16 protein-coding genes are annotated in these 23,211 nt (G+C 73.1%); 6 read left to right on the forward strand and 10 right to left on the reverse strand.

Features of this window, described 5'->3' with window-relative positions; genetic code table 11:
- Positions 1 to 333: 333 nt before the first annotated feature.
- The 4 genes from AC069T_RS27930 to AC069T_RS27945 all read right to left on the reverse strand — a co-directional run bounded on the left by AC069T_RS27930 (position 334) and on the right by AC069T_RS27945 (position 4,847).
- Positions 334 to 1,056, reverse strand: a complete 723-nt coding sequence (locus AC069T_RS27930) for an exonuclease domain-containing protein (protein WP_478785369.1) — start codon at positions 1,054 to 1,056, stop codon at positions 334 to 336.
- 174 nt (positions 1,057 to 1,230) lie between these two features.
- A complete protein-coding gene (locus AC069T_RS27935) occupies positions 1,231 to 2,469 on the reverse strand; it encodes an SAV2148 family HEPN domain-containing protein (RefSeq protein WP_478785370.1) in 1,239 nt (412 codons plus the stop codon).
- Positions 2,470 to 2,571: 102 nt separating this feature from the next.
- Positions 2,572 to 3,888, reverse strand: a complete 1,317-nt coding sequence (locus AC069T_RS27940) for a copper amine oxidase (RefSeq protein ID WP_478785371.1) — start codon at positions 3,886 to 3,888, stop codon at positions 2,572 to 2,574.
- Between the two features lie 137 nt (positions 3,889 to 4,025).
- Positions 4,026 to 4,847 carry a Tat pathway signal sequence domain protein gene (locus AC069T_RS27945; protein WP_478785372.1) on the reverse strand — a complete coding sequence of 274 codons (822 nt, stop codon included), beginning with the start codon at positions 4,845 to 4,847 and terminating at the stop codon, positions 4,026 to 4,028.
- Positions 4,848 to 5,027: 180 nt separating this feature from the next.
- On the opposite strand from AC069T_RS27945, the gene glgX reads away from it, so the two are divergent.
- From glgX to AC069T_RS27960, 3 genes are all read left to right on the forward strand, one after another.
- On the forward strand, positions 5,028 to 7,136 hold the full coding sequence (gene glgX / locus AC069T_RS27950; protein ID WP_478785373.1) for a glycogen debranching protein GlgX: 2,109 nt from the start codon (positions 5,028 to 5,030) through the stop codon (positions 7,134 to 7,136).
- A gap of 267 nt (positions 7,137 to 7,403) precedes the next feature.
- The gene (treY, locus tag AC069T_RS27955; RefSeq protein ID WP_478785374.1) at positions 7,404 to 9,764 is read left to right on the forward strand and encodes a malto-oligosyltrehalose synthase; all 2,361 of its coding nucleotides are present in this window, start codon (positions 7,404 to 7,406) and stop codon (positions 9,762 to 9,764) included.
- Between the two features lie 234 nt (positions 9,765 to 9,998).
- The gene (locus tag AC069T_RS27960) at positions 9,999 to 11,249 is read left to right on the forward strand and encodes a M14 family zinc carboxypeptidase (protein ID WP_478785375.1); all 1,251 of its coding nucleotides are present in this window, start codon (positions 9,999 to 10,001) and stop codon (positions 11,247 to 11,249) included.
- A 142-nt stretch (positions 11,250 to 11,391) separates the two neighbouring features.
- Here the strand turns inward: AC069T_RS27960 and AC069T_RS27965 are convergent, their stop codons facing one another.
- Positions 11,392 to 11,943, reverse strand: coding sequence for an FHA domain-containing protein (locus AC069T_RS27965; protein ID WP_478785376.1), 552 nt, complete (start codon positions 11,941 to 11,943; stop codon positions 11,392 to 11,394).
- 170 nt (positions 11,944 to 12,113) lie between these two features.
- Between AC069T_RS27965 and treZ the strand changes: the two genes are divergently transcribed.
- On the forward strand, positions 12,114 to 13,871 hold the full coding sequence (treZ, locus tag AC069T_RS27970) for a malto-oligosyltrehalose trehalohydrolase (protein ID WP_478785377.1): 1,758 nt from the start codon (positions 12,114 to 12,116) through the stop codon (positions 13,869 to 13,871).
- Positions 13,872 to 13,922: 51 nt separating this feature from the next.
- On the opposite strand, the gene AC069T_RS27975 is transcribed toward treZ, so the two are convergent.
- The 4 genes from AC069T_RS27975 to cyc2 all read right to left on the reverse strand — a co-directional run bounded on the left by AC069T_RS27975 (position 13,923) and on the right by cyc2 (position 19,361).
- Positions 13,923 to 14,864, reverse strand: coding sequence for an aminoglycoside phosphotransferase family protein (locus AC069T_RS27975; RefSeq protein WP_478785378.1), 942 nt, complete (start codon positions 14,862 to 14,864; stop codon positions 13,923 to 13,925).
- A gap of 48 nt (positions 14,865 to 14,912) precedes the next feature.
- Complete coding sequence (locus tag AC069T_RS27980; RefSeq protein ID WP_478785379.1) at positions 14,913 to 16,034, reverse strand: M24 family metallopeptidase; 1,122 nt, start codon at positions 16,032 to 16,034, stop codon at positions 14,913 to 14,915.
- A gap of 181 nt (positions 16,035 to 16,215) precedes the next feature.
- Positions 16,216 to 17,049, reverse strand: a complete 834-nt coding sequence (locus tag AC069T_RS27985) for a PDZ domain-containing protein (RefSeq protein WP_478785380.1) — start codon at positions 17,047 to 17,049, stop codon at positions 16,216 to 16,218.
- A 131-nt stretch (positions 17,050 to 17,180) separates the two neighbouring features.
- Complete coding sequence (gene cyc2 / locus AC069T_RS27990; protein ID WP_478785381.1) at positions 17,181 to 19,361, reverse strand: germacradienol/geosmin synthase Cyc2; 2,181 nt, start codon at positions 19,359 to 19,361, stop codon at positions 17,181 to 17,183.
- Positions 19,362 to 19,572: 211 nt separating this feature from the next.
- Here cyc2 and AC069T_RS27995 point away from each other — a divergent pair, with 211 nt between their 5' ends.
- Both AC069T_RS27995 and AC069T_RS28000 read left to right on the forward strand, forming a co-directional pair.
- Complete coding sequence (locus AC069T_RS27995) at positions 19,573 to 20,427, forward strand: alpha/beta fold hydrolase (protein WP_478785382.1); 855 nt, start codon at positions 19,573 to 19,575, stop codon at positions 20,425 to 20,427.
- Positions 20,424 to 21,686, forward strand: a complete 1,263-nt coding sequence (locus tag AC069T_RS28000) for a cytochrome P450 (protein ID WP_478785383.1) — start codon at positions 20,424 to 20,426, stop codon at positions 21,684 to 21,686. Before AC069T_RS27995 ends, AC069T_RS28000 begins: the two co-directional genes overlap by 4 nt.
- A 64-nt stretch (positions 21,687 to 21,750) precedes the next feature.
- On the opposite strand, the gene AC069T_RS28005 is transcribed toward AC069T_RS28000, so the two are convergent.
- On the reverse strand, positions 21,751 to 22,905 hold the full coding sequence (locus AC069T_RS28005; protein ID WP_478785384.1) for a damage-control phosphatase ARMT1 family protein: 1,155 nt from the start codon (positions 22,903 to 22,905) through the stop codon (positions 21,751 to 21,753).
- Between the last annotated feature and the right edge of the window lie 306 nt (positions 22,906 to 23,211).

The following is a 23,211-nucleotide window of genomic DNA, read 5'->3' on the forward strand; positions in this document are numbered from 1 at the left end:
CCCTCGCAGCACCGCCGGCACGGCATCCCGCGGGCTCCGGCCCGGGGTGACGCACCGGCTGCGGTGGATGCCGCTCGCAGGCGTAAGTGCGGCTGCGGGCACACCCCTCGCAGCACCGCCGGCACGGCATCCCGCGGGCTCCGGCCCGGGGTGACGCACCGGCTGCGGTGGATGCCGCTCGCAGGCGTAAGTGCGGCTGCCCGTCAGGCAGGCGTGCGACGGATGCCGGGGGCCCGTACGCGGGGCGGACGCCGGCGGCCGTTCGGGCGGATGGATGCCGGGCGGCGAGGCATGCGCGGACGCCGGTCCGCCGGGGGCCACGGCCGGGGCATCTCAGACGCGTTCGTCCGCCAGGTCCCGGACGGGCCACGCGCCGTCCACCACGGCCGCCTCGTCCCCCTTGCGCCGCAGGAAGCTCTGGAAGTCCGCCGCCCACTCGGCGTACCACTCGATCTGACGGCGGTGCAGCTCCGCCGGGCCGAGGGACGCGACCTTCGGGTGGCGGCCGGCTATCGCGGAGGCGAGCCGGGCCGCGGCGAGCGCGTCCGCCAGGGCGTCATGGGCGGAGTCGAGCGCGACCCCGTACTCCGTGCACACCGCCTCCAGATTCCGCTTGCCGCGGCGGTAGCGGTCCACGGAGCGGTCGATGGTGTACGGGTCGATGACGGGGGCGGGGTCCCTGCCACCGAGTCGGTCGCGCAGCGACGGCAGCCCGTACCGCCGCAGCTCGGCGGAGAGCAGCGTCAGGTCGAACGTCGCGTTGTACGCGACGACCGGGACGCCCACCTGCCAGTAGCCGACGAGGACGGCCGCGATGGAGTCGGCGACCTGGTCGGCCGGCCGGCCCTCGGCTGCCGCGCGCTCGTTGGTGATGCCGTGGACCGCCACCGCGTCCGCGGGGATCTCGACGCCCGGATCGGCCAGCCACTCGCGGCGTCCGACCGGCTCCCCGCCCCTGACCTCGATCACGGCGCCGGTGACGATGCGCGCCTCGCGCGGGTCCGTCCCGGTCGTCTCCAGGTCGAAGCCGATCAGCAGCTCCCGGTGCCAGCCCATGGGCGGCCCCCCTTCCTCGTGGTGCTTTCCCCCAGTGGTCCCCACGATCGCACGGGCCACTGACAACGCGAGGACCGCATTCCGCTTGCCCGGGACGCCGGGGGTGCGAATCACCGGATCGGGCCGCGGCACCGAAGCCTCACGGCACCTTCACCCCACCGGACCGCGCCGCCTTCAGGACACCGGCCGGGAGTCCGCCCAGGCGACCTCGAACTCCTCACGGTACGTGGGGAAAAGACCCTCTTCGGTGGTGTCGCCCGGTTTGAGCACGCGTCCTCCGCCGCGCAGCACCAGGACCGGGGCCTCCATGCCGCGCGTCCGGCGCAGATAGGACTGCACCACTGCGACACCGTCGGAGCCGTCGCCGTCCACGAGATACGCGGTGAAGCGCGGGGTCTCGTCGAAGACCTGGATCTCGAAGGCGCCCGGATCGCGCAGCCGGGCGCGGACCCGGCGCATGTGCAGGATGTTCGTCTCCACGGCGCGGCTCAGCTCGCCGCGCTTGATGCCGAGTTCGCGCTCCCGGCGCTTCACCGCGCTGGAGGCGGGGTTCAGGAACAGCAGCCGCACCCGGCAGCCCGTCTCGGCGAGCCGCACGAGGCGCCGCCCGGAGAAGTTCTGCACCAGCAGGTTCAGGCCGATGCCGATGGCGTCGAGGCGGCGCGCGCCGCCGAAGAGGTCCTCGGCGGGGAACTGCCGCAGCAGCCTGACCCGGTCCGAGTGCACGCCGACCACGTCGGCGTACCGGTCGCCGACCAGGTTCTCCACCGCGTCGACGGGCAGCCGGCGCGCGGACGGTACGTCGCCGCCGGCGCCGAGGATCTCCAGGAGCCGGGCCGAGGCGCGCTCGGCCTGGGCCAGCACGGCCTCCGACAGCGCGCGGTTGCGCGAGACCACGTTCCGGGTGACTTCCAGCTCGTCCAGGGCGAGTTCGACGTCCCGGCGCTCGTCGAAGTAGGGCTCGAAGCAGGGCCAGTGCTGCACCATCAGCTCGCGCAGCTGCGGCAGCGTGAGGAAGCTGAGGACGTTGTCGTCGGCCGGGTCGAGCAAGTACCCCTTGCGGCGGCTCACTTCGCGTACGGCGACGGCGCGCTGCACCCATTCCTGGCCCGCGGGTCCGGCCGCCGCGACCACCCAGTCGTCACCGTGGACGGGTTCGTAGATGGGGCGCAGCACGGCGGCCACGACGGCGCGGAGCCGCTGTTCGACCAGATTCAGCCAGATGTAGGCCCGGCCGGCCCGCTGGGCGCGCGTACGCACCTCGCGCCAGGCGTCGGCGCCCCAGTCCAGTTCCGGGCCGATGGAGCCCAGCTCCATCGGCCGTGCCAGGGACACCGCGCCGGGCGGGACCTCTGTGGAGTTCCCCTCGTGACTCTCGTCACCAGGAGGCAGCTCCAGCCCTCCCGAGCCCACCCGTGCACCGCCTTCCGCTCCCCCGAGCTCTCCCCTACTCAACGATCAAGGAAGGGTACTCCGGGAGCGGTCGGCGGTGCAGCCCGATGGACAGGTCGCTTCTCAACTGCCCTGTCGGGGACGCCCGTTCTGGTCGGCGAGGTCCGCGGGAGTGAGCGGATTCATAGCCGTGACGTCGCGCGGGGCGATGGAGAAGCCCTGCCAGTGGACCGGCATGGGCTGCTGGTCCTCGTCCCGGGCGACGTGGTGGAAGCCCACGTTCATCCACACGACCGGGTGGGTGAGCGCCTGTCCGTTGACCCACTTGTCGACGGACTTGCCTCCTCCGGTACCGCAGTTGCGCAGGTTGTCGCTGGCGAACTGCTCGCACTTCTTGTACTCGGTGAAGTAGATGTCGCTCTTGGTGTACGGACGGCCCAGGTACTTGGTGCTGGCACCGGGGACGATCTCGTACGAACGCGCGTGGTTGTCCTTGTTCTTGCCGGAGTTGCTGACGACTCGCCACCAGCGCATGTTCTTGGCGTTGCCCGCGAGTTCCTTGGTGACCTTGGTGCGGGTCGTCTTGTTCGTCGGCCCCTCGTTGCCCCGCGCCGGCGGGGTGACGACGGAGTCGTACTGCTCGATCTTGCTCTTGGGGGAGCCGTCCAGGCCGAAGTTGAGCCGCCAGAAGACGTTGTGGCTGTGGCTGGTGGCGTACGAGGTGGCGTTCTTGCCGAGCGGCCAGCCGCGGCCGTCACCGGCGTCGTAGTCACCGGGTGAGAGGCTGCCGGTGGCGCCCACGTTCATGTGGAGGGTGCCGTCGTCCTGGAAGCGCCACTCGGTGATGTACTCGTACCAGCCGACCTGGTTGACGGTGTAGACGAGCAGGTCCTTGCCCTGGGTCTGCCAGACCTTGTTCGCGGTGTCGCCCTGCATGCGGTAGGCGTGTCCCCGTGAACGGGTGGTGGTGCACAGGCCGTTGACGCTGGCGTGCTCCGGGTCCCAGGCCTCCGGGACCTTGACGGTCTTGATGGTGCCGCCGGGGCACTCGCCGGGCGCCATGTTCACCAGGCCCTGGCCGAAGCCCGCGCCGGTGAGGTCGCTGTACTCGGCCCGGCCGTCGTCGTAGGGCACGTGGATCTGGGCGAGCTTGGCGCTGGTGAGGACCTTGATCGGCTGGGCCTCGCCCTTGGGCTGGTAGGAGATGTTCTCCAGGACGAGCCCGGCCTCGCTCTCGTAGTGCCAGCACATCCGCCAGGTGGTGCCGGTGGCGAGCTGCTGCTCGATCTTGTAGGCCGCGCTGCAGTCGGCGGCCGTCGGGGCGGCCTTGGGCTGGGCGACGGCCGGCCCCCCGGCCGTCGTCAGGCCTACGGCGAGCGCGGCGGCCGTGAGGCCCACCGCCGCCCGGCTGCGGGCACGGCTGATTCTGTTGACGCGCATGAAGAAGTGACTCCCTTGCAAAGAGCACGAAAGACGAGCACGGAAGACGGGCGGGCCGCACAGGCCGGCCCGCGGCCGGACGGCGGTCGGCCGTCGGCCGGTGCGAGCTGCTCGGCGGCCACCGGCCGCCCCGCGGCTCAGCCGAGCTTGCCGACCTTGCGGGCGCTCAGATCGATGACCAGGTCACGGCTGTCGATCCAGGGCCCGTTCCGGACCTTCGGGAAGAGCCGTACGCACCGGTGGTCGCCGCAGTCGGCGAGTACGGCGGGCTGGGCCCCCGGAGTCGCCCGGTAGACCATGCTGTTGAGCAGCAGCTGACCGGGCGAGGTGAGTTCCTTGCCGGTGGCGTCCTTGTAGTCGGCCTTCAGCCCCGCCCCGAGCGGGTCCGCGATCAGCAGCTGGGCCGCCTCGGTCATCTCGGCGCGGCTGATGGGCGGCTGGACACCGTGCTGCGTGCCCGTCTGCTCCACCTTGCCGGTGTCGAGGTTGACGGTCCTGGTGACGAGCGTGTCGTCCTTGTAGTCGTAGAACGTCACCTCGGCGCGGCGGGGCGCGCCCGGGTCGTCCAGTTCGTCCACCTCGGGTTCGGCGAGGTTGACGCCGATGCGCTGCGGGCCGCGCTCGCCCTCGACGTTCTCGGAGGAGGAGAGCAGCTGCCGGTTCAGCGCGAGCTGTTCCACCCGCTTCATCTCGTCCCCGGTGAGCGGGTCGCGCCCCTTGCCCTTGTCGCCCTCCGCCGGCGCCTGCTCGACGACGCCGGGCTGTGCCGCTCCTTGCGCCGCCCCCTGCGCCGTCGCGCCGGTCTGCTGGGAGGACCGGCCCGTCCCCTTGGCGGCGTCCGAGTCGTCGGCCCCCGCCGAACCCGGCAGGGTCACCGCGACCATCGCCGCCGTCCCGGCCACCGCGATGGCCGCACCGGCCACCATCTTGCCGAGATGGCGGTGCACTATTTTGCGCACATTCTCCCCCTACTCCTCCTGTGTCGCTAGGAGTCCTTCGAGCCCCACTGGTTGGGCATCACGCGTATGCCCTGGTCATTGGGTAAGAGGGAGGTAAGTCCTAGGAGGTTCCATCACTTTCGGGGAGACTCGGCCCGGAGTCGCCCCCCGGGGCACAGCACTACTGGGAGAGTCGTATCCATGCAGGTCTGGCCTGGAGAGGCGTATCCACTCGGCGCGACGTACGACGGCGCCGGCACCAATTTCGCGGTCTTCTCGGAGGCCGCCGACCGGATCGAACTGTGTCTGCTGCACGACGACGGCTCGGAGACAGCAGTGGAGCTGCGAGAGACCGACGCGTTCGTACGGCACGCGTATCTGCCCGGCGTCATGCCGGGACAGCGCTACGGATTCCGCGTGCACGGCCCCTACGCACCGGGGCGCGGTCTGCGCTGCAACTCCGCGAAGCTGCTGCTCGACCCGTACGCGAAGGCGATCAGCGGGGAGATCAAATGGGGCGAGGAGGTGTACGGCTATCACTTCGGGGCGCCCGACAGGAGAAACGATCTCGACTCGGCGCCGCACACGATGGCGTCCGTCGTGGTCAATCCCTACTTCGACTGGGGGGACGACCGGCGCCCCCGCACGGAGTACCACCACACGGTGCTCTACGAGGCCCACGTGAAGGGCCTCACGATGAAACACCCGGCGCTGCCCGACGAACTGCGCGGCACCTACGCGGCGCTGGCCCACCCGGCCATCATCGAACACCTGACCGGACTGGGGGTCACGGCCCTCGAGCTGATGCCCGTCCACCAGTTCGTGAACGACCACCGTCTCGTCGAGATGGGCCTCAACAACTACTGGGGCTACAACACCATCGGTTTCTTCGCCCCGCACAACGCGTACGCGTCCTGGGGCGACCGCGGGCAGCAGGTCCTGGAGTTCAAGTCGGCCGTCCGGGCGCTGCACGAGGCGGGGATCGAGGTCATCCTCGACGTGGTCTACAACCACACCGCCGAGGGCAACCACCTGGGTCCCACGCTGTCCTTCAAGGGGCTCGACAACCCGTCGTACTACCGGCTCACCGATGATCCGCGCTACTACATGGACACCACCGGGACCGGCAACTCCCTGCTCATGCGCTCCCCGCACGTCCTGCAACTCATCATGGACTCGCTGCGCTACTGGGTGACCGACATGCACGTCGACGGTTTCCGCTTCGACCTGGCGGCGACCCTGGCCCGGCAGTTCCACGAGGTGGACCGGCTGTCGTCGTTCTTCGACCTGGTGCAGCAGGACCCGGTGGTCTCCCAGGTGAAGCTGATCGCCGAGCCTTGGGACGTCGGCGAGGGCGGCTACCAGGTGGGCAACTTCCCGCCGCTGTGGACGGAGTGGAACGGCAAGTACCGGGACACGGTGCGGGACATGTGGCGGGGCGAGCCGCGCACCCTCGCGGAGTTCGCCTCCCGGTTGACGGGCTCCTCCGACCTCTACCAGGACGACGGCCGCCGTCCCCTGGCCTCGATCAACTTCGTGACCTGTCACGACGGCTTCACCCTGCACGACCTCGTCTCGTACAACGAGAAGCACAACGACGCCAACGGAGAGGAGAACCGCGACGGCGAGAGCCACAACCGGTCCTGGAACTGCGGGGCCGAGGGCGAGACCGACGACCCGGAGGTCCTGGAGCTGCGGGCCCGCCAGATGCGCAACTTCCTGGCGACCCTGATGCTCTCGCAGGGTGTTCCCATGCTCAGTCACGGGGACGAGTTCGCGCGCACCCAGAGCGGCAACAACAACGGCTACTGCCAGGACAGCGAGCTGTCCTGGGTGCCCTGGCCGGAGGACGGCAGCCCGCTGCTGGACTTCACGCGCGCGATGGTGTGGCTGCGCCGGGACCATCCGGTCTTCCGCCGCCGCCGCTTCTTCCACGGGCGGCCGGTGGAGGGCACGCACGACGACCTGTCGGACATCGCCTGGTTCACCCCGGAGGGCAAGGAGATGACCCAGCGGGACTGGGACTCGGCGCACGCGCGGGCGCTGACCGTGTTCCTCAACGGTCACGCGATCTCCGAACCGGGCCCCCGGGGGGAACGGATCGCCGACGACTCGTTCCTGCTGATGTTCAACGCCTCGCCGAAGACGCTGGAGTTCGTGATCCCGGTCGATCACGGACGGCAGTGGGAGGTGATCGTCGACACGGCACGCGCCGACGGGGTGCCTCCGGGCACCGGCCAGAAGGTCCAGGCCGGCGACCGGCTGACCCTGGTGGACCGGAGCATGACGGTGTTGCAGCGGCCCGCGTAGCGCGGAGCCGGTGGCGGAGGGGCAACACGCACGCGTGGCGGGGCGTTCCGCGAGGACGCCCCGCCGTGTGCCGTCCCCTTCCGTCACAGCGGGGCGGCCGCTTCCGGCGACGGCCCCGGCGCGCGCCCGCGGCGGCAGGCAAACGCGGCGCGGACGCCTCCGGACGCGGACGCCGCGCCCCTCGTCCGCTCGAAACCGGCCACCCGCGCGCGTGCGTCCGCGTGAGTCCATGTCACGAAGGGCGGCCTGGCGGGTACGTAGGTCTGCATGACATCTGAGCGTCCTGACCCTGTGACGGTACCCACGGCCACCTACCGGCTGCAGCTGCAGCCGGAGTTCCCCTTCGCGGCCGCGGCGGCGGCCGTGCCGTACGTGGCCTCGCTCGGGGTCTCCCATCTGCACCTCTCCCCCGTCCTGGAGGCCGTCCCGGGCTCGCTGCACGGCTACGACGTCGTGGACCACGCGCGCGTACGGGCCGAACTCGGCGGCGAGGAGGGCCTGCGCTCCCTGTCCCGTACCGCGCGGGAGCACGGCCTGGGGCTGGTGGTCGACATCGTGCCGAACCACATGGCGATGGCCCCGCGCCACAACCGCCCCCTGTGGGAGGTGCTCCGCGAGGGCCCCGACTCGCCCTACGCGCGCTGGTTCGACATCGACTGGCAGGCCCAGGACGGCCGGCTGCTGCTCCCGGTGCTCGGAGCACCGCTCGGCGACGAGGTCGGGCAGCTGAAGACCGACGGTGACGTGCTGCGCTACTACGACCACGTGTTCCCGCTGCGCGAAGGCACCGCGGACCTGCCGCTGCCCCAGCTGCTCGACGCGCAGTGGTACCGCCCCGCGTGGTGGCGGCTCGCCCGGACCGAACTCAACTACCGGCGCTTCTTCAGCATCTCGGAGCTCATCGGCGTGCGCGTGGAGGATCCGGAGGTGTTCACGGCGACCCACGGGAAGATCCTGGCGCTGCTCCACGAGGGCGTGATCGACGGCCTGCGCGTCGACCACCCCGACGGCCTCGCCGACCCCGACACCTACCTGCGCCGCCTGCACGAGGCGACCGGCGGCCGCTGGACGGTGGTCGAGAAGATCCTGGCCGACGGCGAACCGCTGCCGGCGCCCTGGCCGGTGGCCGGCACCACCGGATACGACGCCCTGCGCCACGTGGACGGCCTCTTCGCGGACCCGGCGGGCGCGACGGACCTCCTCGGCCGGTTCCGCCGGTTCGCGGCCCCCGAGGACGACCGGGGCGGCCGCTGGGAGGCCACCGTGCGGCGCGCCGCCCACGAGGTCGTCACCCACGAACTGGCCACCGAGGTCGAGCGCCTCACCCGCGCGGCGAGCCGGCTGTGCGCGACCTCCTCCGAGCCCGGGCTGCGCGACCGCGCGCCCTGGGCGCTGCGCACCGCGCTGCGCGAGCTCCTCGTCCGTCTCGAGGTCTACCGGCCGTACGCCTCCGGGGACGCCTCCTCCGTCGTCACGGAGGAGGCCGCGGCCGAGGCACGCCGGGCGTTCACGGTGCCCGAGGAGGCGCAGGCCGTCGACGTCGTACGGGACCTGGTGCTCGGGCGGGCCGGTGACGGGCCGGGGCACGCGGAGTTCCGCGCCAGGTTCGCGCAGACCTCGTCCGCGCTGCGCGCCAAGTCCATGGAGGACACGGCGTTCTACCGCCATGTGCCGCTCCTGTCGGCGAACGAGGTCGGCGGGAACCCGGGGAAGCCGTCGGTGTCCCCGGAGGAGTTCCACGCCTACTGCGCGCGCGTGCAGCGCGACTGGCCCGCCACGGGGACCGTGCTGTCGACGCACGACACCAAACGCAGCGCCGACGTGCGCGCGGCCGTCGCCGTGCTCACCGAGTGCCCCGGGCGCTGGGACGACGTCCTGGCCGAGGTGACCCGCCTCGGCCCGGGCGCCGGGCCCGACCCCCTGGTGGCGTGGGCCGCCTGGCAGACGGTGTTCGGGCTCGGCCCGGCGGACGGGGAGCGGGTCCAGGGGGCGCTGCTGAAGCACGTCAGGGAAGCGGGGCTGCACACCACGTGGACCGAGCAGGATCCCGCGTACGAGGAGGCGGTGGCCGCGTTCGTCGCGGAGGGCCCGTGCGGGGCTCCCGGGCGGCTCGTGCACGACTTCCGGGCCACCGTCGAGCCGCACGTCCGGGCGAACGCCCTGGGGGCGGCCCTGGTCCACCTGACGATGCCGGGCGTGCCGGACGTCTACCAGGGCACGGAGGGTGAGTACCGGGCCCTGGTCGACCCGGACAACCGCCGTCCGTTCGCGCCGCAGGAGCACCCCTCGGCCACGACGGCGCTCACCACGGCCGCCCTGCGGCTGCGGAAGCGGCGCCCCGAGGTGTTCGGCGGGGCCGCGACGTACGCGCCCCTCGCCGCGGCGGGCCCGGCGGCGGCGCACTGCCTCGCCTTCGTACGTTCCCAAGAGGTGCTCACCGCGGTCACGCGGCTGTCGCTGCGGCTGGCGGAGGCGGGCGGCTGGCAGGACACCCGGCTGGAGCTTCCGCCGGGGCGGTGGGCCGATGCGCTGGCTCCGGGACGGGAGTTCTCGGGGCACGCGCGCGTGCGGGAGCTGTTCGCGGAACTGCCCGTGGCGTTGCTCGAGCGGGTGTCAGAGGTCAGCTGAGGCGCCCCGGGATACCGGTGGTGAGGGCGAGGCGGGGGTGGAGGGCTCGTCGGCCGCCCGCGGGCGCGTCCGGAGGGGGCGGCACGCGGGCGTACGGCGCCGGTGGCGGCCCGTGTCGCTCCGGCCGCCGGTGAGTGCCTCCGGGCGCCCCGTGGAGCCGCCCGGGCGTTTGCTTGACACTTCACCCAGTCCGTGGAGTACTGCGAATGCGACGCCGGACGGGACACGTCGGGGGTGAGTCCACTGCCGGAGCTGCGCTACCTCAGTGTGTCCGAGATCTTCTCGTCGGCCCGAACGCTGGCGGACCGTCGGCCGGGACTGTGCACGCTCAGGCAGGTCGGTGTCTCGCGCGCGGGCCGGGCGCTGCACCTGCTGTCCGTCGGTCTCGCCTCCCGGGCGGTGCTCGTCGTCGCGGGAGCCCACGCGAACGAGCAGACCGGCGGTTCCACGCTGCTGTCCCTGGCCGAACGTGTCCTCCAGGAGCGGGGGTTGCGGGCCGACACCTCGTGGCACTTCCTGCTCTGCGCCGACCCGGACGGCGCGAGTCTGCATGTGGCGCCGGCGCCGCGCACCCTGCTCGACTACCACCTCGGCTTCTTCCGTCCCGCCGGTCCCGAGCAGCCCGAGTGGTCCCCGTCGGTGCTGCCGCCTGACCGGCTGCCGCCCGAGACGCGGGCCCTCCTCGGGGTCATCGACGAACTGCGGCCCTACCTCCAGGTGACCCTGCACGGGACCGATCTGGGCGGCAGCTGGGTGCAGTTGACCAAGGACGTCCCGGGACTCGCGGAACCCTTCGCCAAGTCCGCGGCCGAGCTGCACATCCCGGTCGAGACGGGCCCCTCGGACGCGGCCGGCTGGCCGGCGTCGGGGCCGGGCGTCCACGTGATGCCGGCCCCCGGCTCGTACACGGCGTATCCGAGCATGCCCGACGACCCACGGCACAGCACCTGGTACCACGCCCACCGGTACGGCGGTCTGACCGCCGTGGTCGAGGTGCCGATGTGGGCGAGCGACCTCGTGGACGATCCGGCGCCCCATCCGGCCCCGGCGGCGGCCCTGCGGCACCTGGCACGCCGGCTGGAGCGGGACGCGTCCGAGGTGCAGCGGATCCTCGCGGAGGCGCTGCCGCGCCTGCCGGGTCCCGAAGGACCGCTCCTGCGGGCCGCCAAGTGGGCACTGGAGCTGGTGCCGGGGCTGGCCGGCGACTGGGCCGGCGACCCGTTGCCGGACACCACCGTGGCGTACGTCGGCAGTGTCGACGCGTTCGGCCGGCGCCTGCCCCTGCGGGCGGCGGCGATGCTGCTGCGGGTCCTGCGGGAGTCCGACGACCGGGCGGCCCCTCGCCTCGAACGGCTCGTCACCACCTGGAGCGAGGCCTTCGCCGCCCGCTTCCGCGCCCGCTGGGTGCCGCTGGAGCACCAGGTCGAGCACCAGTCCCGCACGGTCGTCGCGGCGGCCCGCCACGCCCGCCGGCGAACGGGGTGAGCAAGCGCGGCACGCGCACCCGTACCGCCCGCCCGCCCGTCACTCCGGGAGCACCCGGAACCCAAGGGGACACCGGGAGCCGCAAGTGGCACGGGAGCGGGTCATGTCCCGCCGCGCGGCCCGGAGTTCGCCGCGGCCTGCATCACTCCGACGCGAGCCGGAACGCCATCCGTCCGAAGGCGACCTGGTCGCCGTCCCGCACCACGGCGGCGCCGATCACGCGCCGCCCGTTCACCGTCGTGCCGTTGGTCGAGCCGAGGTCCCGCAGTACCCACAGCCCGCCCTGGCGGCTCAGTTCGGCGTGCACGCGGGAGACCGTCTCGTGGTTGAGCCGGAGGCCGCTGGCCGGGTCCCGGCCGATGCGCAGCGGGTAACCGCTCCTGCCCTGCGGCAGCTGGAGCTTCGGAAGCCGCTCGGCCTGCCAGGCCCTGCGCAGCCGCACGGAGAAGCCGGAGACCGCCTCGACGGTGCCGAACACCAGGCGCGACCAGCGGCTCTCCGTCGACAGGTCGGCGGTGAGCACGGCGAGTTCCTCGGAACGCCGGGCGGCGAGCGCCAGTTCCATGCGCCGGATGAACGTGTCGTGGGAGAGACGCCCGAGGGCGACGCCGTCACGGAGCACCTTCAGCGCGCTGTCGCGCTCGGCGTCCGAGGGCCGCGCGGGGTACGTGTGGAACTCGAAGGACGACGTCACGGAGGTGATTGTCGGACAGCATGCGCGGAGTGTCCAGAAAACGGGGAAGGACCACAGCGTCCGACGGAGTCGTCCGGCGCGCCAAGAGGGTCGATTCAAAAGCGAATTGATCTCGCGTGACGCACCATGGACGGGCGACGTCACGCTGAGCAGACGAGGGAGAACCGTCCGTGCAGTTCGAGGTGTGGGCACCACAGGCCGACCGGGTCACGCTCCGGTGCGGCGACTCCACGCACGCGTTGGGGCGCGATCCGGACCGCGCCGGATGGTGGACAGGAGAGGCCGACGCGCAGGACGGGACGCGGTACGGGTTCGCGGTGGACGACGGGCCCGTGCTGCCCGACCCGCGCTCGCGGCGCCAGCCGGACGGCCCCGACGGGCTGAGCGCGGTCGTCGACCAGGGGCGGTACGCGTGGCGCCAGGCGTGGCCGGGACGCGGCCTGCCGGGCGCGGTGCTGTACGAGCTGCACGTGGGGACGTACACGCGCGAGGGCACGCTGGACGCGGCCGCCGAGCGGCTGGGGCACCTGGCGGAACTGGGCGTCACGCACGTCGAGCTGATGCCGCTGTGCCCGTTCCCCGGCCGGCACGGCTGGGGGTACGAGGGAGTCTCGCTGTGGGCCGTGCACGAGCCGTACGGCGGGCCCGAGGCACTGAAACGGTTCGTCGACCGGGCCCACGAGCTGGGTCTCGGCGTCGTCCTCGACGTGGTGCACAACCACCTGGGCCCGTCCGGCAACTACCTCCCGGCGTTCGGGCCGTACTTCACGGACACCCATCAGACGCCCTGGGGCTCCGCCGTCAACCTGGACGCGCCCGGCTCGGACGACGTACGCGCGTTCCTCATCGGCAGCGCGCTGGCCTGGCTGCGGGACTACCGCCTCGACGGGCTGCGCCTGGACGCGGTGCACGCGCTGGCCGACACGCGGGCGCTGCACTTCCTCGAGGAGTTGTCGGCGGCCGTCGACGAACTGGCCGCCGATCTCGGCCGGCCGCTGTTCCTGATCGCGGAGTCGGACCTGAACGATCCGCGGCTCGTCCGCCCCCGCAAGGAGGGCGGTCTCGGGCTGCACGCCCAGTGGAACGACGACTTCCACCACGCCCTGCACACGACCCTGACCGGTGAGGGCCAGGGCTACTACGCGGACTTCGCGCGGGCCCCGCTCGCGGCACTCGCCAAGACGCTCACGGCGGGCTTCTTCCACGACGGTACGTACTCGAGCTTCCGGGGCCGCCGGCACGGCCGTCCGCTGGACCGTACGCGCGTGTCGGCGCACCGCCTGCTGGGCTACTCCCAGACCCACGACCAGATCGGCAACCGCGCCGTCGGGGACCGGCTCTCCGCCTCCCTCTCCCCCGGCCTGCTGGCCTGCGCCGCCACGCTGACGCTCACCGGCCCGATGACGCCGATGCTGTTCATGGGTGAGGAGTGGGCGGCCGGCACCCCCTGGCAGTTCTTCACCGACCACACGGATCCCGAGCTGGCGGACGCCGTACGCCGCGGCAGGCGCCGTGAGTTCGCGGCGCACGGCTGGGCGGAGGAGGACGTGCCCGACCCGCAGGACCCGGCGACCCGGGAGCACTCCTGCCTCGACTGGTCCGAACTGGCGCCGGAGCCGGCCAACGCGGTGCACACGCGCGTACTGGCCTGGTACCGCGACCTGATCACCCTGCGCCGCCGCCACGCCGACCTCTCCGACCCCGGCCTCGCGGCGGTCAAGGTCGCCTACGACGAGGAGGCCCGCTGGCTCGCCCTCGGACGCGGCGACGTGCGGGTGGCGGTGAACCTGGGCAAGGAGCCTGCGGTGATTCCGCTGGGTCTGAGGCGCGCACGGGTACTGGCCGCCTGGGAGCCGGTCGCGACCCCGGGCGGCGACGGGCTGCTGAGCCTGCCGGGCGAGTCGTGCGTGGTGCTGACACAGGCGTGACGAGGGGCGCGGCTCGTCCGGGCCGGGACGGCCTCCGCCGCCCCGGCCCGCTCAGGACCCGTCGTCCGCCCCGCCGCCCAGGTCGGTGACGCGTTCCAGGAGGATCGGCTCCCAGGCGCGGCGGAGCCGGGTGCGCAGAAGCGGCAGGCTTCCCTCCTCGGGGCCCCGGAGCCGCCCGGCGAGGCGCACCACGGCGTCGCAGCGGGCCAGCCACAGGCCGCGCAGACAGGGACGCGCCCCGTACCCGGCGAGTGTCGCGGCGCGCACGGCCGCGGGGGCGCCGACGGCGACGGCGAGCCCGGCGATGTCCTCGGCGGGGTCGCCGAGGACCGCGCCCGTCCAGCCGAGGACACCGCGCACCCGCCCGTCGCCGCTGACCACGAGATGCTCGCCCAGGAGCCCGTGGTGGACGAGGACCGCGGCGCCGGACTGCGCCGCGAGCTGGGCCGCGGCGGGCGCGGGGAACTGGGCGAGCCGGGCGGGGTCGAACTCGTCGGCGGCGGCGAGGTGCCGGGCGGCTTCCCCGGCCGCGGTGCGCAGTGTCTCCAGGGAGCGCGGCGCCTCACGCGGGACGCCGAGTGTCTCGGCCTGCCGTACGGGGACTTCGCGCAGGCCCGTCAGCAGCCCCGCCAGATCCGCCTCGCCGACCGCCGAGACGGCCCGCTCCTCGGCACTGCCGCCGGGCAGCCTGGCGTCGAGCGTGAAGGTCAGGCCGTCGTCGGACCATTCGCCGTGCGCGACGCTCACCGGCACCGGGACCGGGATGTGCGGCCTTACGAGGTCGCGCAGCCTCAGCTCGCGGCGCTGCCGGGCGGCGGCCTCGCGGTCGGGGGCGAGCCGCAGCACATGGCGGGTGCCGACCCACCAGGTGCGGTGTCCGCCGTCGGTGACGGGCCGGACGTCCGGTCCCGCGCCGGCCGCGCCGCCGTCGGCGAGCAGTGAGCGGACCAGCCGGCGGACGGTGTCCGCGGTCGGTGTCGATGCCTGGGTCATGGTCGCGCCATCGCCGTTCGGGACGTGGTGGGGGCTGCCGGTGCCCGGTCAGCCGACGATCATCAGGTCGCGGTCGGTGGTGTTGAGGCGGCGTCCGCCGTCCCCGGTGACGGTCACGATGTCCTCGATGCGTACCCCGAACCGGCCGGGCAGGTAGATGCCGGGCTCCACGGAGAAGCACATCCCCGGGACGAGGGGCTGCTCCTCGCCCTCGATCATGTAGGGCGGTTCGTGGGTGGTGACGCCGATGCCGTGGCCGGTGCGGTGGATGAAGCGGTCCCCGTATCCGGCGTCGGTGATGACCGCGCGGGCCGCCCGGTCCACGTCCTGGCAGGCGGCTCCCGGCCGGACCGCCCGGACGCCCGCCTCCTGGGCCGCGCGCACGATGTCGTGCACCCTGCGCTCCTCCTCGCCGGGCTCGCCCACGTGCACGGTGCGGGAGGTGTCCGAGCCGTAGCCGTGCTTGAGTCCGCCGAAGTCGAGGACGACCATGTCGCCGTGCTCGATGACCCGGTCACCGGCCTCGTGGTGCGGGTTGGCGCCGTTCGGGCCCGAGCCGACGACGGTGAAGTCGACCTGGGAGTGGCCGTGCCGGCGGAGCAGGTCGGCGAGGTCGGCGGCGACGTCCGTCTCCCTGCGCCCGGCGAAGGGGACCTTGACGATCTCCTCGTAGGTGGCGTCCGCGGCCGCGCCGGCGGCGGCCAGCCGTTCGAGCTCCGCGGCGTCCTTGACGGCGCGCAGCATCGGCAGGGACTCGGTGAGGGAGGTGTAGCGCGTGTCCGGCAGCCGATTCTGGAGGCCGAGCAGGTGCAGGGCCCACGCGTTGTCGCTGACGCCGAAGCGGCCCGCGCGGTCGAGGAGCGAGGTGGCCGCCTCGTACGGGTCGGTGCCGTCGGTCCAGTCGCGGAGCGTCAGGGCGCTCGCCGCCGCCGCGGCCGCCGCGTCGGGGGCCTCCAGGGTGGGCACGACCAGGACGGGGTCCTGCCCCGGCCTGAGCACCAGCAGGGTGAGCCGTTCGGTCTCGACGGGCCGGTACCCGGTCAGCCAGACCAGGTCGGGTCCGGGCGCGACCAGGACTGCGTCGAGTCCGGCGTCCGCGGCGGCCTGCGCCGCGCGCCGCATCCGCGCCGCGTAGTCGTCGGCGGTGAAGGGTGCGGGTGTGCCGGTCATCCATGTCTCCGTCCGGAGTTCCCCAGGGGCCTACGGGCAGCATCCTGCCCTTCCGGTGCGGCGGACGCGAGCCGGTTGCGTCCGCGGACCGGGGGCGGCAGGCGTCGGCAGGCGCAGCGGTCGCGTGCCCGTACGTCCGCTCGGCGTCCGTAAAGACGTGCCCGGGGGGGGTGGGCGTGGCTCAGGTGACGACGCCCGGGGTCGCGGACAGCCGCTGGTGGGCGCCGTTCGCGCGCCGTACCGTCACGGTGACCGGGGTGCCGGGGCGCGCGGCCGCCACCGCCCGCGCGAGACCGTCGGCCGAGCCGACCCGCGCCGTGCCGAAGGCCACGAGGACATCACCGCGCACCAGACCCGCGGTGTAGCCGGGACCGGGCACGTGGACGCCGACGACGAGCGCCCCGCCCCTCGGCGCGTCCACCGCCTCGACGCCGAGGGTGGCGCCCACGGGCTTCTGCGCCGGAGCGGCCGTCCCTGGCCCCGAAGCCGACGTGGACGGGGCCGACTTGGACAAGGCGGATGTGGACCCGACGGACGGGTGGTGCCCGGAGGCTTTGCCGGGCCTGACGGGCCTGCCGGGCCTGCCGGGCTCGCCCGACTGCCCTGGGGAGCCCTGGCCCAGGGCGCGGGACTCCCCCGGCGTCCCCGGGCGCGCCGACGGGCCCGGCGCTCCCGGCGCGCCGTCGCCGGTCTGCTTCCGCAGGTCCGCGAGCTTGCTCATGCCGATCACCGTGGCGCCCACGGTGCCGAGGCCGACCCCCGACAGCACCAGGGCCGCTGCGACGGACAGACCGAAGAGCAGGGTCATGAGCCGCCTGCCGCGCCGCCGTGCGGCGTGCGGACGCCGGGAAGCACCCTTGGGCATGCGGACACCGCCCGGTGCGCGGACCGCGCCCGGTTCACCGGCACCACCCGGCTCGCGGCCGCCACCCGGTTCGCGGTGACCGCCCGACGGGCGGGCCTCGCCGGGCTCGCGGCCCGGCATCGGCTTGGGACGCAGTGCAGTCTGTTCCATGGTTCGCCTCCGGGAGGTGCTCTACCCGGCGCTCCGGCGCGCGACGATTCACGAACGAGTGAGACTGTCCGTCGTGTTCGAGAAGTCCGTCCGCCCCGGTCACCGCCGCCGCTGGGCACGCCGGACAGGCCTCACGCGGAGAGGGGCACCGCGGTCCCCGACCACGTGAACGGCAGGGCCGGCGCCCTGTCGGGGACGAAGCCGTGGGCTCGCCCGGCCAGGTCGGCGGCCCCGTAGCGGCGGCAGTCCTGGTGCCACTTCAGGATGCCGGCCAACCAGTTCTGCAGTTCCTCGACATAGCCCCGCATGATGCCCCGGGCCTCCTCCGAGAGCTTGAAGTCCTCGTACAGAATGGGCAGTTCGTGTGCGGCGACGTGCTGGAACTGCTTCATGCGCTGGGTCATCAGGTCGTGGACGACGCCGAGGGCGGTCGGGTAGTCGCAGCCGAAGAAGTTCTGCACGACGAGGATGCCGTTGTGCACCTCGCCCTCGTACTCGATCTCCTTCTGGTACGAGAAGACGTCGTTCAGGAGCATCGCGTAGTCCATCGCCGCGTTCTCCAGTGAGCGCACCGGGCCGCTGCGGTACACCTCGGGGGGAACCTCCTTGCCGTGTCCCAGCCGGCACAGGCTCATGGTCAGCTCGGAGCCGAAGGTGGCGCGGCGCATCTCCAGGTAGTCGACCGGGTCCGGGATGCGGTTCTGGATCTGGTTGCCCAGTTCCCACACCCAGCTCTCCGTCATCACGTCGACGGCGGCCTTGAACGTGCGGCGCGCCTGCGGTGTCATCCCGGCCGTCGTGCGCGTCCACAGGTCGACGAGGCCGCGCTCCATGCCGTTGGCGGGGGCCGGGGGCTCCTCGCCGTCGACGGGCATGCAGGCCGACAGGCGCGCGGTGCACACCTTGGCCGCCGCCAGGTCGCGCCGGTGCCCGAAGACGAGCGGGTAGTAGTCGTCGCCGTAGGTGCCCCAGGCGAGCCACTGGGAGGCCAGGTCGAGGCCTTCCGGGGTGGCGTCCGGTTGGATGCCGGCCGCGCACAACGGCAGGTCGTAGGCGGCGAGTTTGTCCTCGTCCCAGACACCCTCCGCCAGGATGCCCATGGCGTGCGCCCAGCCGGTGATGCGATGCCGCGCGCCGTCCAGGTGGGGGCTGAGCGTCAGCGGGAACGGCAGGTGGAAGTCGGGCAGCCGGGACGGGCCGACCTTCTGGAAGGGCACGTGGGTGAACGACCGCAGCCGCTGCGCACCGGCGGCGGAGAGCAGTGCGCCGACGTCGGCCGCCGAGGTGCCGATCCCGGAGGCGCGGAAGGGCTCTCCCGAGAGTGCCCCCTCGTTCATGTACCGGCTGGAGCGCAGGTGCCATTCGTGGCCGCCCGACTGCCAGTCCTGGAGCCCCTGCGTGTACGCCGCGACGGCCGCGACCTCGTCCGGGGCGAGCCCCTGCTCCAGGGCGAGGGCGGGCACCTCGGTGAACGCCGTGTGCTCGAACTGGTGCAGCCGCGAGGTGAGGACGTCGTTGACGATCTCGGCGGCCTCCTGCGTCGTACAGCCGAAGAAGGTCTCCAGGACGAGCACGCCGTTGCTCAGTTCGCCCTCCTCCTCGACCTCACGCTGGTAGGAGAAGAGGTCGTTGCGCAGGTGCACCCCGTCGGAGAACGTCTCCATCAGCACCCGCAGCGGCCGCGACTCGGCGACACGGGCGGGCACTTCGGCGGTCGCGTACTCGACGAGCCCCGCCGACCAGGGGGCGCCGCCCACCTTGCGGCGCATCTCGATGTACTCGACGGGGTTGGCGACCCGCCCTTCGTTGATGTTCGACAGCTCCCAGAGCGACTCGTTCAGCAGGTGCTCGGTGGAGACGGCGAAGCGCCTCCGCCAGTCCAGGGACATCGAAGGGACCGTGCGCGCCCACAGGTCGGCGAGTCCCGCCTCGACCGGGTTCCGCGGCTCCGGTACCGGGGTGGCCAGGTCGAGCGGCATGAACAGCGGCAGCCGGTCCAGGTAGGCCTTGCCGCCCTCGCGGTCCTGGCTGCGTTTGAAGGTTTCGAGGAAGTGGTCGTCGAAGAAGAACACCCACACGTACCAGTCGGTGATGAGCGAGAGCGCGGGTCCGTCGCAGTCGGGGTGGGTGTAGGCGCACAGCAGTCCGTAGTCGTGCGCGTCGAGGTCGGACTGTTCCCAGATGCCGGAGCCCTCCAGCATGCCCATGCCGCGCGCCCACTCCGTGGTGTGGGTGCGGGCCTCGTCGACGTGCGGGTTGAGCCGCGCGGAATACGGCATGTAGAAGTGCGGGAGTACGAAGGGCTGCGTCATGGCCGGGCCCTACCCAGGGCCTTCCCGGGGCATCCGCGCGCCCGGACATGATCACACCATCGCGTGAATCGTTGCCGTAAGCGCCCCCGCCGCGAGCCCCAGGTGTCTGCCCCGCTCACGGGCCCGGTCTCCCGGGTGACCGGTGCGGTTCCTGTCGTGCGCCCGCGTACGCGCCCTTGTCCGGCGGCGGTGTGCCGGTCACCGTAGGCGCATGACCTCCTTCGTGCTGCCCCATGAACTGCACGGCGACGGCACCCACAAGGTGTTCGCGGTGCACGGCTGGTTCGCCGACAGGTCGGCGTACGCGCCGGTGCTGCCGGACCTCGACCGCACGGCGTTCCAGTACGCGCTGGTGGATCTGCGGGGTTACGGGGCGGCCCGGGACGCGGCGGGCGCGTACACGACCGCCGAGGCAGCCGCGGATCTGCTCGCTCTCGCCGACCGGCTCGGCTGGGAGCGGTTCTCGGTCATCGGGCACTCGATGGGCGGCGGCGTCGCGCAGCGGCTGCTGGCCCTCGCCCCGCGGCGGCTGCGGCGGATCGTCGGGGTCTCGCCGGTGCCGGCCTCCGGGCTGCCGTTGCCCGGCGACCAGTGGGAGCTGTTCGCGGACGCGGCGCACCGGCCGGAGAACAGACGTGCCATCCTCGACTTCACCACCGGAAGCCGTCGTCCGGCCGCCTGGCTCGACCGGATGGTGGCGCGCTCCCTGGCGCGGAGCGACCCCGAGGCGTTCCGTGCCTGGCTGGACTCCTGGGCCGGCGAGGACTTCCACGCCGAGGTCGAGGGCGCGACGGTGCCGGCCCTGGCGGTGACGGGAGCGCTCGATCCCGCCCTGTCGGCCGGGCTGATGGCTCAGACCTGGATGCGCTGGTACCCGCACGGCTGCCACCACGAGTTCCCGGCGGCCGGCCACTACGCGATGGACGAGACGCCCCTGGACCTGATCGCGGTGGTCGAGGCGTTCCTGCGGGAGGACGACGAGGACGATCCGGACGCGGTCGGCGTGGCGACCCGGCCGGCCGCGCGGGGCGAGTCCCCTCGCGCGGCAGAGGGCGAGTCCGTGTGAGCGTGCGTGAGGCGCCGCCCGTCCCGGACGTCTTCGACCCGCGGCGGTACGGTGACGGCGTCCCGTACGCCGCCTACCGCGTCCTGCGCGACCACCACCCCGTCGCCTGGCAGGACGAGCCCGAGGTGCTGGGCTGGCCGGCCGGCCCGGGGTTCTGGGCGGTGACACGGCACGCGGACGTGGTCCGGGTGCTGAAGGACCCGGCGGCCTACTCCTCGCACCTGGGGGCGACCCAGATCCGCGACCCGGATCCGGCCGACCTGCCGTTCGTCCGCCGCATGATGCTCAATCAGGATCCGCCGGACCACGGCAGGCTGCGGCGGCTCGTCAGCCGTGCGTTCACGCCCCGCCGTATCGAGCGCTTCGAGGCGTCGGCACGCGAGCGGGCCCGCACGCTCCTCGCACGCGGACTCGACGGGGCCCGCGCGGGCGACGGCACCTGCGACCTCGTCGCGGACGTCACCGACGACTACGCCCTGCTGAACCTGGCCGACCTGCTCGGCGTACCGGAGAGCGACCGCGGCCTGCTGCTGCACTGGACGCGGCGGGTCATCGGCTACCAGGACCCGGAGGAGGCGGGCGAGCCGCTGCGCGACGGCACGGGCCGGCCGGTCGACCCGCGCTCCCCCGCCGCTCTGCGGGACATGTTCGCGTACGCCCGGGACCTGGCCGCCCACAAGAGGTGCCGTCCCGCCGACGACCTCATGTCCACCCTCGCCACCGACCCCGAACTCACCGGGCCGGAACTGGAGATGTTCTTCTTCCTGCTCACGATCGCGGGCAACGACACCGTACGCAGCGCCGCGCCCGGCGGCCTGCTGGCACTCGCCGGACACCCGGAGGCGTACGCCGGTCTGCGCACCGGCCGGCTCGAACTCGCACCGGCAGTGGAGGAGTTGCTGCGGTGGCATCCGCCGGTGCTGTCCTTTCGGCGTACCGCGGTCACCGACACCACGCTCGCCGGGCGGCGCATCCGGGCGGGCGACAAGGTGGTCGTCTTCCACGCCTCGGCCAACCACGACGAGCGGGTCTTCACCGAACCGCGGCGTCTCGACCCGGCCAGGACCCCGAACCCGCACGTCTCCTTCGGGGACGGTCCGCACGTATGCCTCGGCGCGCACTTCGCACGGCTGCAACTGCGGGTGCTGTACGGGGAGATACTGCGGGCGGTGCCGGCGCCGCGGGTCGCCGGGCCCCCTGTCCGTCTCGTCTCCAACTTCATCAACGGCATCAAGTCGCTGCGGCTGCACGTGACATGAGACCGGGCCGGTCCCGGACGAGTCGCCTTCACCGCCTGGTCCCCGGATCAGGACCTTGCCCGGATCAGGACCTTGCCTGGATCAGCGCGTGGGTGCCGCTCGTCCGCCAGCTCTGCCCCTCGGCGGCGACGAGCGAGGACTCCGTCTGCGGTGCGAGACCGACGACGACGTCGGACTTCAGGGTGCGCAGGGCGGCGACGGGGCCGGGGAAGTAGGCGGTGGCTCGGGCGAAGGGCGTGGTGGGCGGCCAGTCGCGGTCCCCGACCAGACGGCGGTAGTTGAGGTCGCCCTTCAGGAGGGTCACGTCGGCTTGCGCGAACTCGTGGGCGAGATCGTCGGGCATGTCGGCGTAGGGCAGCGGTGCGCAGGAGAAGGGGTGGGTGCGGAGGGTGAGGCTGCCGTCGGTCAGCGCGCCCCGGAGACGGTGCCCGGACTCGGCGGCGGCACCTCCCGCTCCGGTCAGCCTGCGTACGGCGTCCAGCAGGTCGGCGGTCGTGGCGTCGGAGACGTAGTAGGGGTACGGCTTCAGGTGCAGCACGACCCGGTCCGCGCGGCCGTGCAGCAGCAGGTGGTCGATGAGCAGCAGGTCGGGGATCAGTTCCCGGCCCGCGTTGTCCGCGACCACGCACACGGTGCCGCCGCTGAGCAGCGACCAGAACAACTCGCTCCCGTCGGCGACGAGTTGACTGCCGTCGGACGAGCCCCCGGCGGCGGAGAGCTGGAAGCCGAGGTCGGCGCGGTTGCCCCACAGCGAGCCGTGCAGGAGGGCGGTCGCCCGGTCCTGGGCCGGCCGTGCGGCGAGTTCGTCGAGCGCGGCCAGTTCCGCGTCGGCCTCCGGGGTGTCCAGTTCGGCGAGCTTGAAGGGGCGGAAGGGGTCGATACCGCGCCAGGGGCCCGGGGCGAAGTACCCGACCGCTTCGAGGAGCCGGCGGTAGAAGTAGCTCTCCGCCCAGAGGAACGGCACCTCGAACCAGGAGCGGCCGGCGTACGACCGCAGGCCCCAGGCCTCCCACTGCGCCCCGTCCGCGGCGTCCCGCCCGAGCGGTTCCAGCACCCCTTCGGTGGCGCTCGTCAGCAGCGCGTCGAGGGCCCTGCGCTGGTCGGGGCCGTAGGGGAAGGCGTCCCGCACCTTCCGGATGAGGGCCGGATGCCGCTCGGCCAGCACGCTGTGCGGGAAGGACTCCGGGTCACTGCTGACGATCACGGGGGCGTCGGGCATGCGGTTGCGTTCCTCCGGTGCGGGGCAGGGCCTCGCAGGCACAGTAGCGTCCCCGGCCCGGGCCACCGGGGCGCATCCGGCCCACCCGCGTCGGCGGCCGGGCGGGGGCCCGGGTCCGCTGCGGCGGCCGGGCATTCCTGTGCGGCTGCGGGCGGGACACGTGGGGCGCCTGATCACCGGAGGGCCCTGTTGATGCGCCCGCCCCGCCGAACCGCCGCCACCCTCCGGCCGGGCACCTGCCTGCCGGCCGGCCCGAGACCGGCCGGCGCACACCCGCTGAACACGCGGCCCGGATTTCCCGTACTG

It is taken from the genome of Streptomyces sp. NPDC043867 (genome assembly GCF_056435845.1).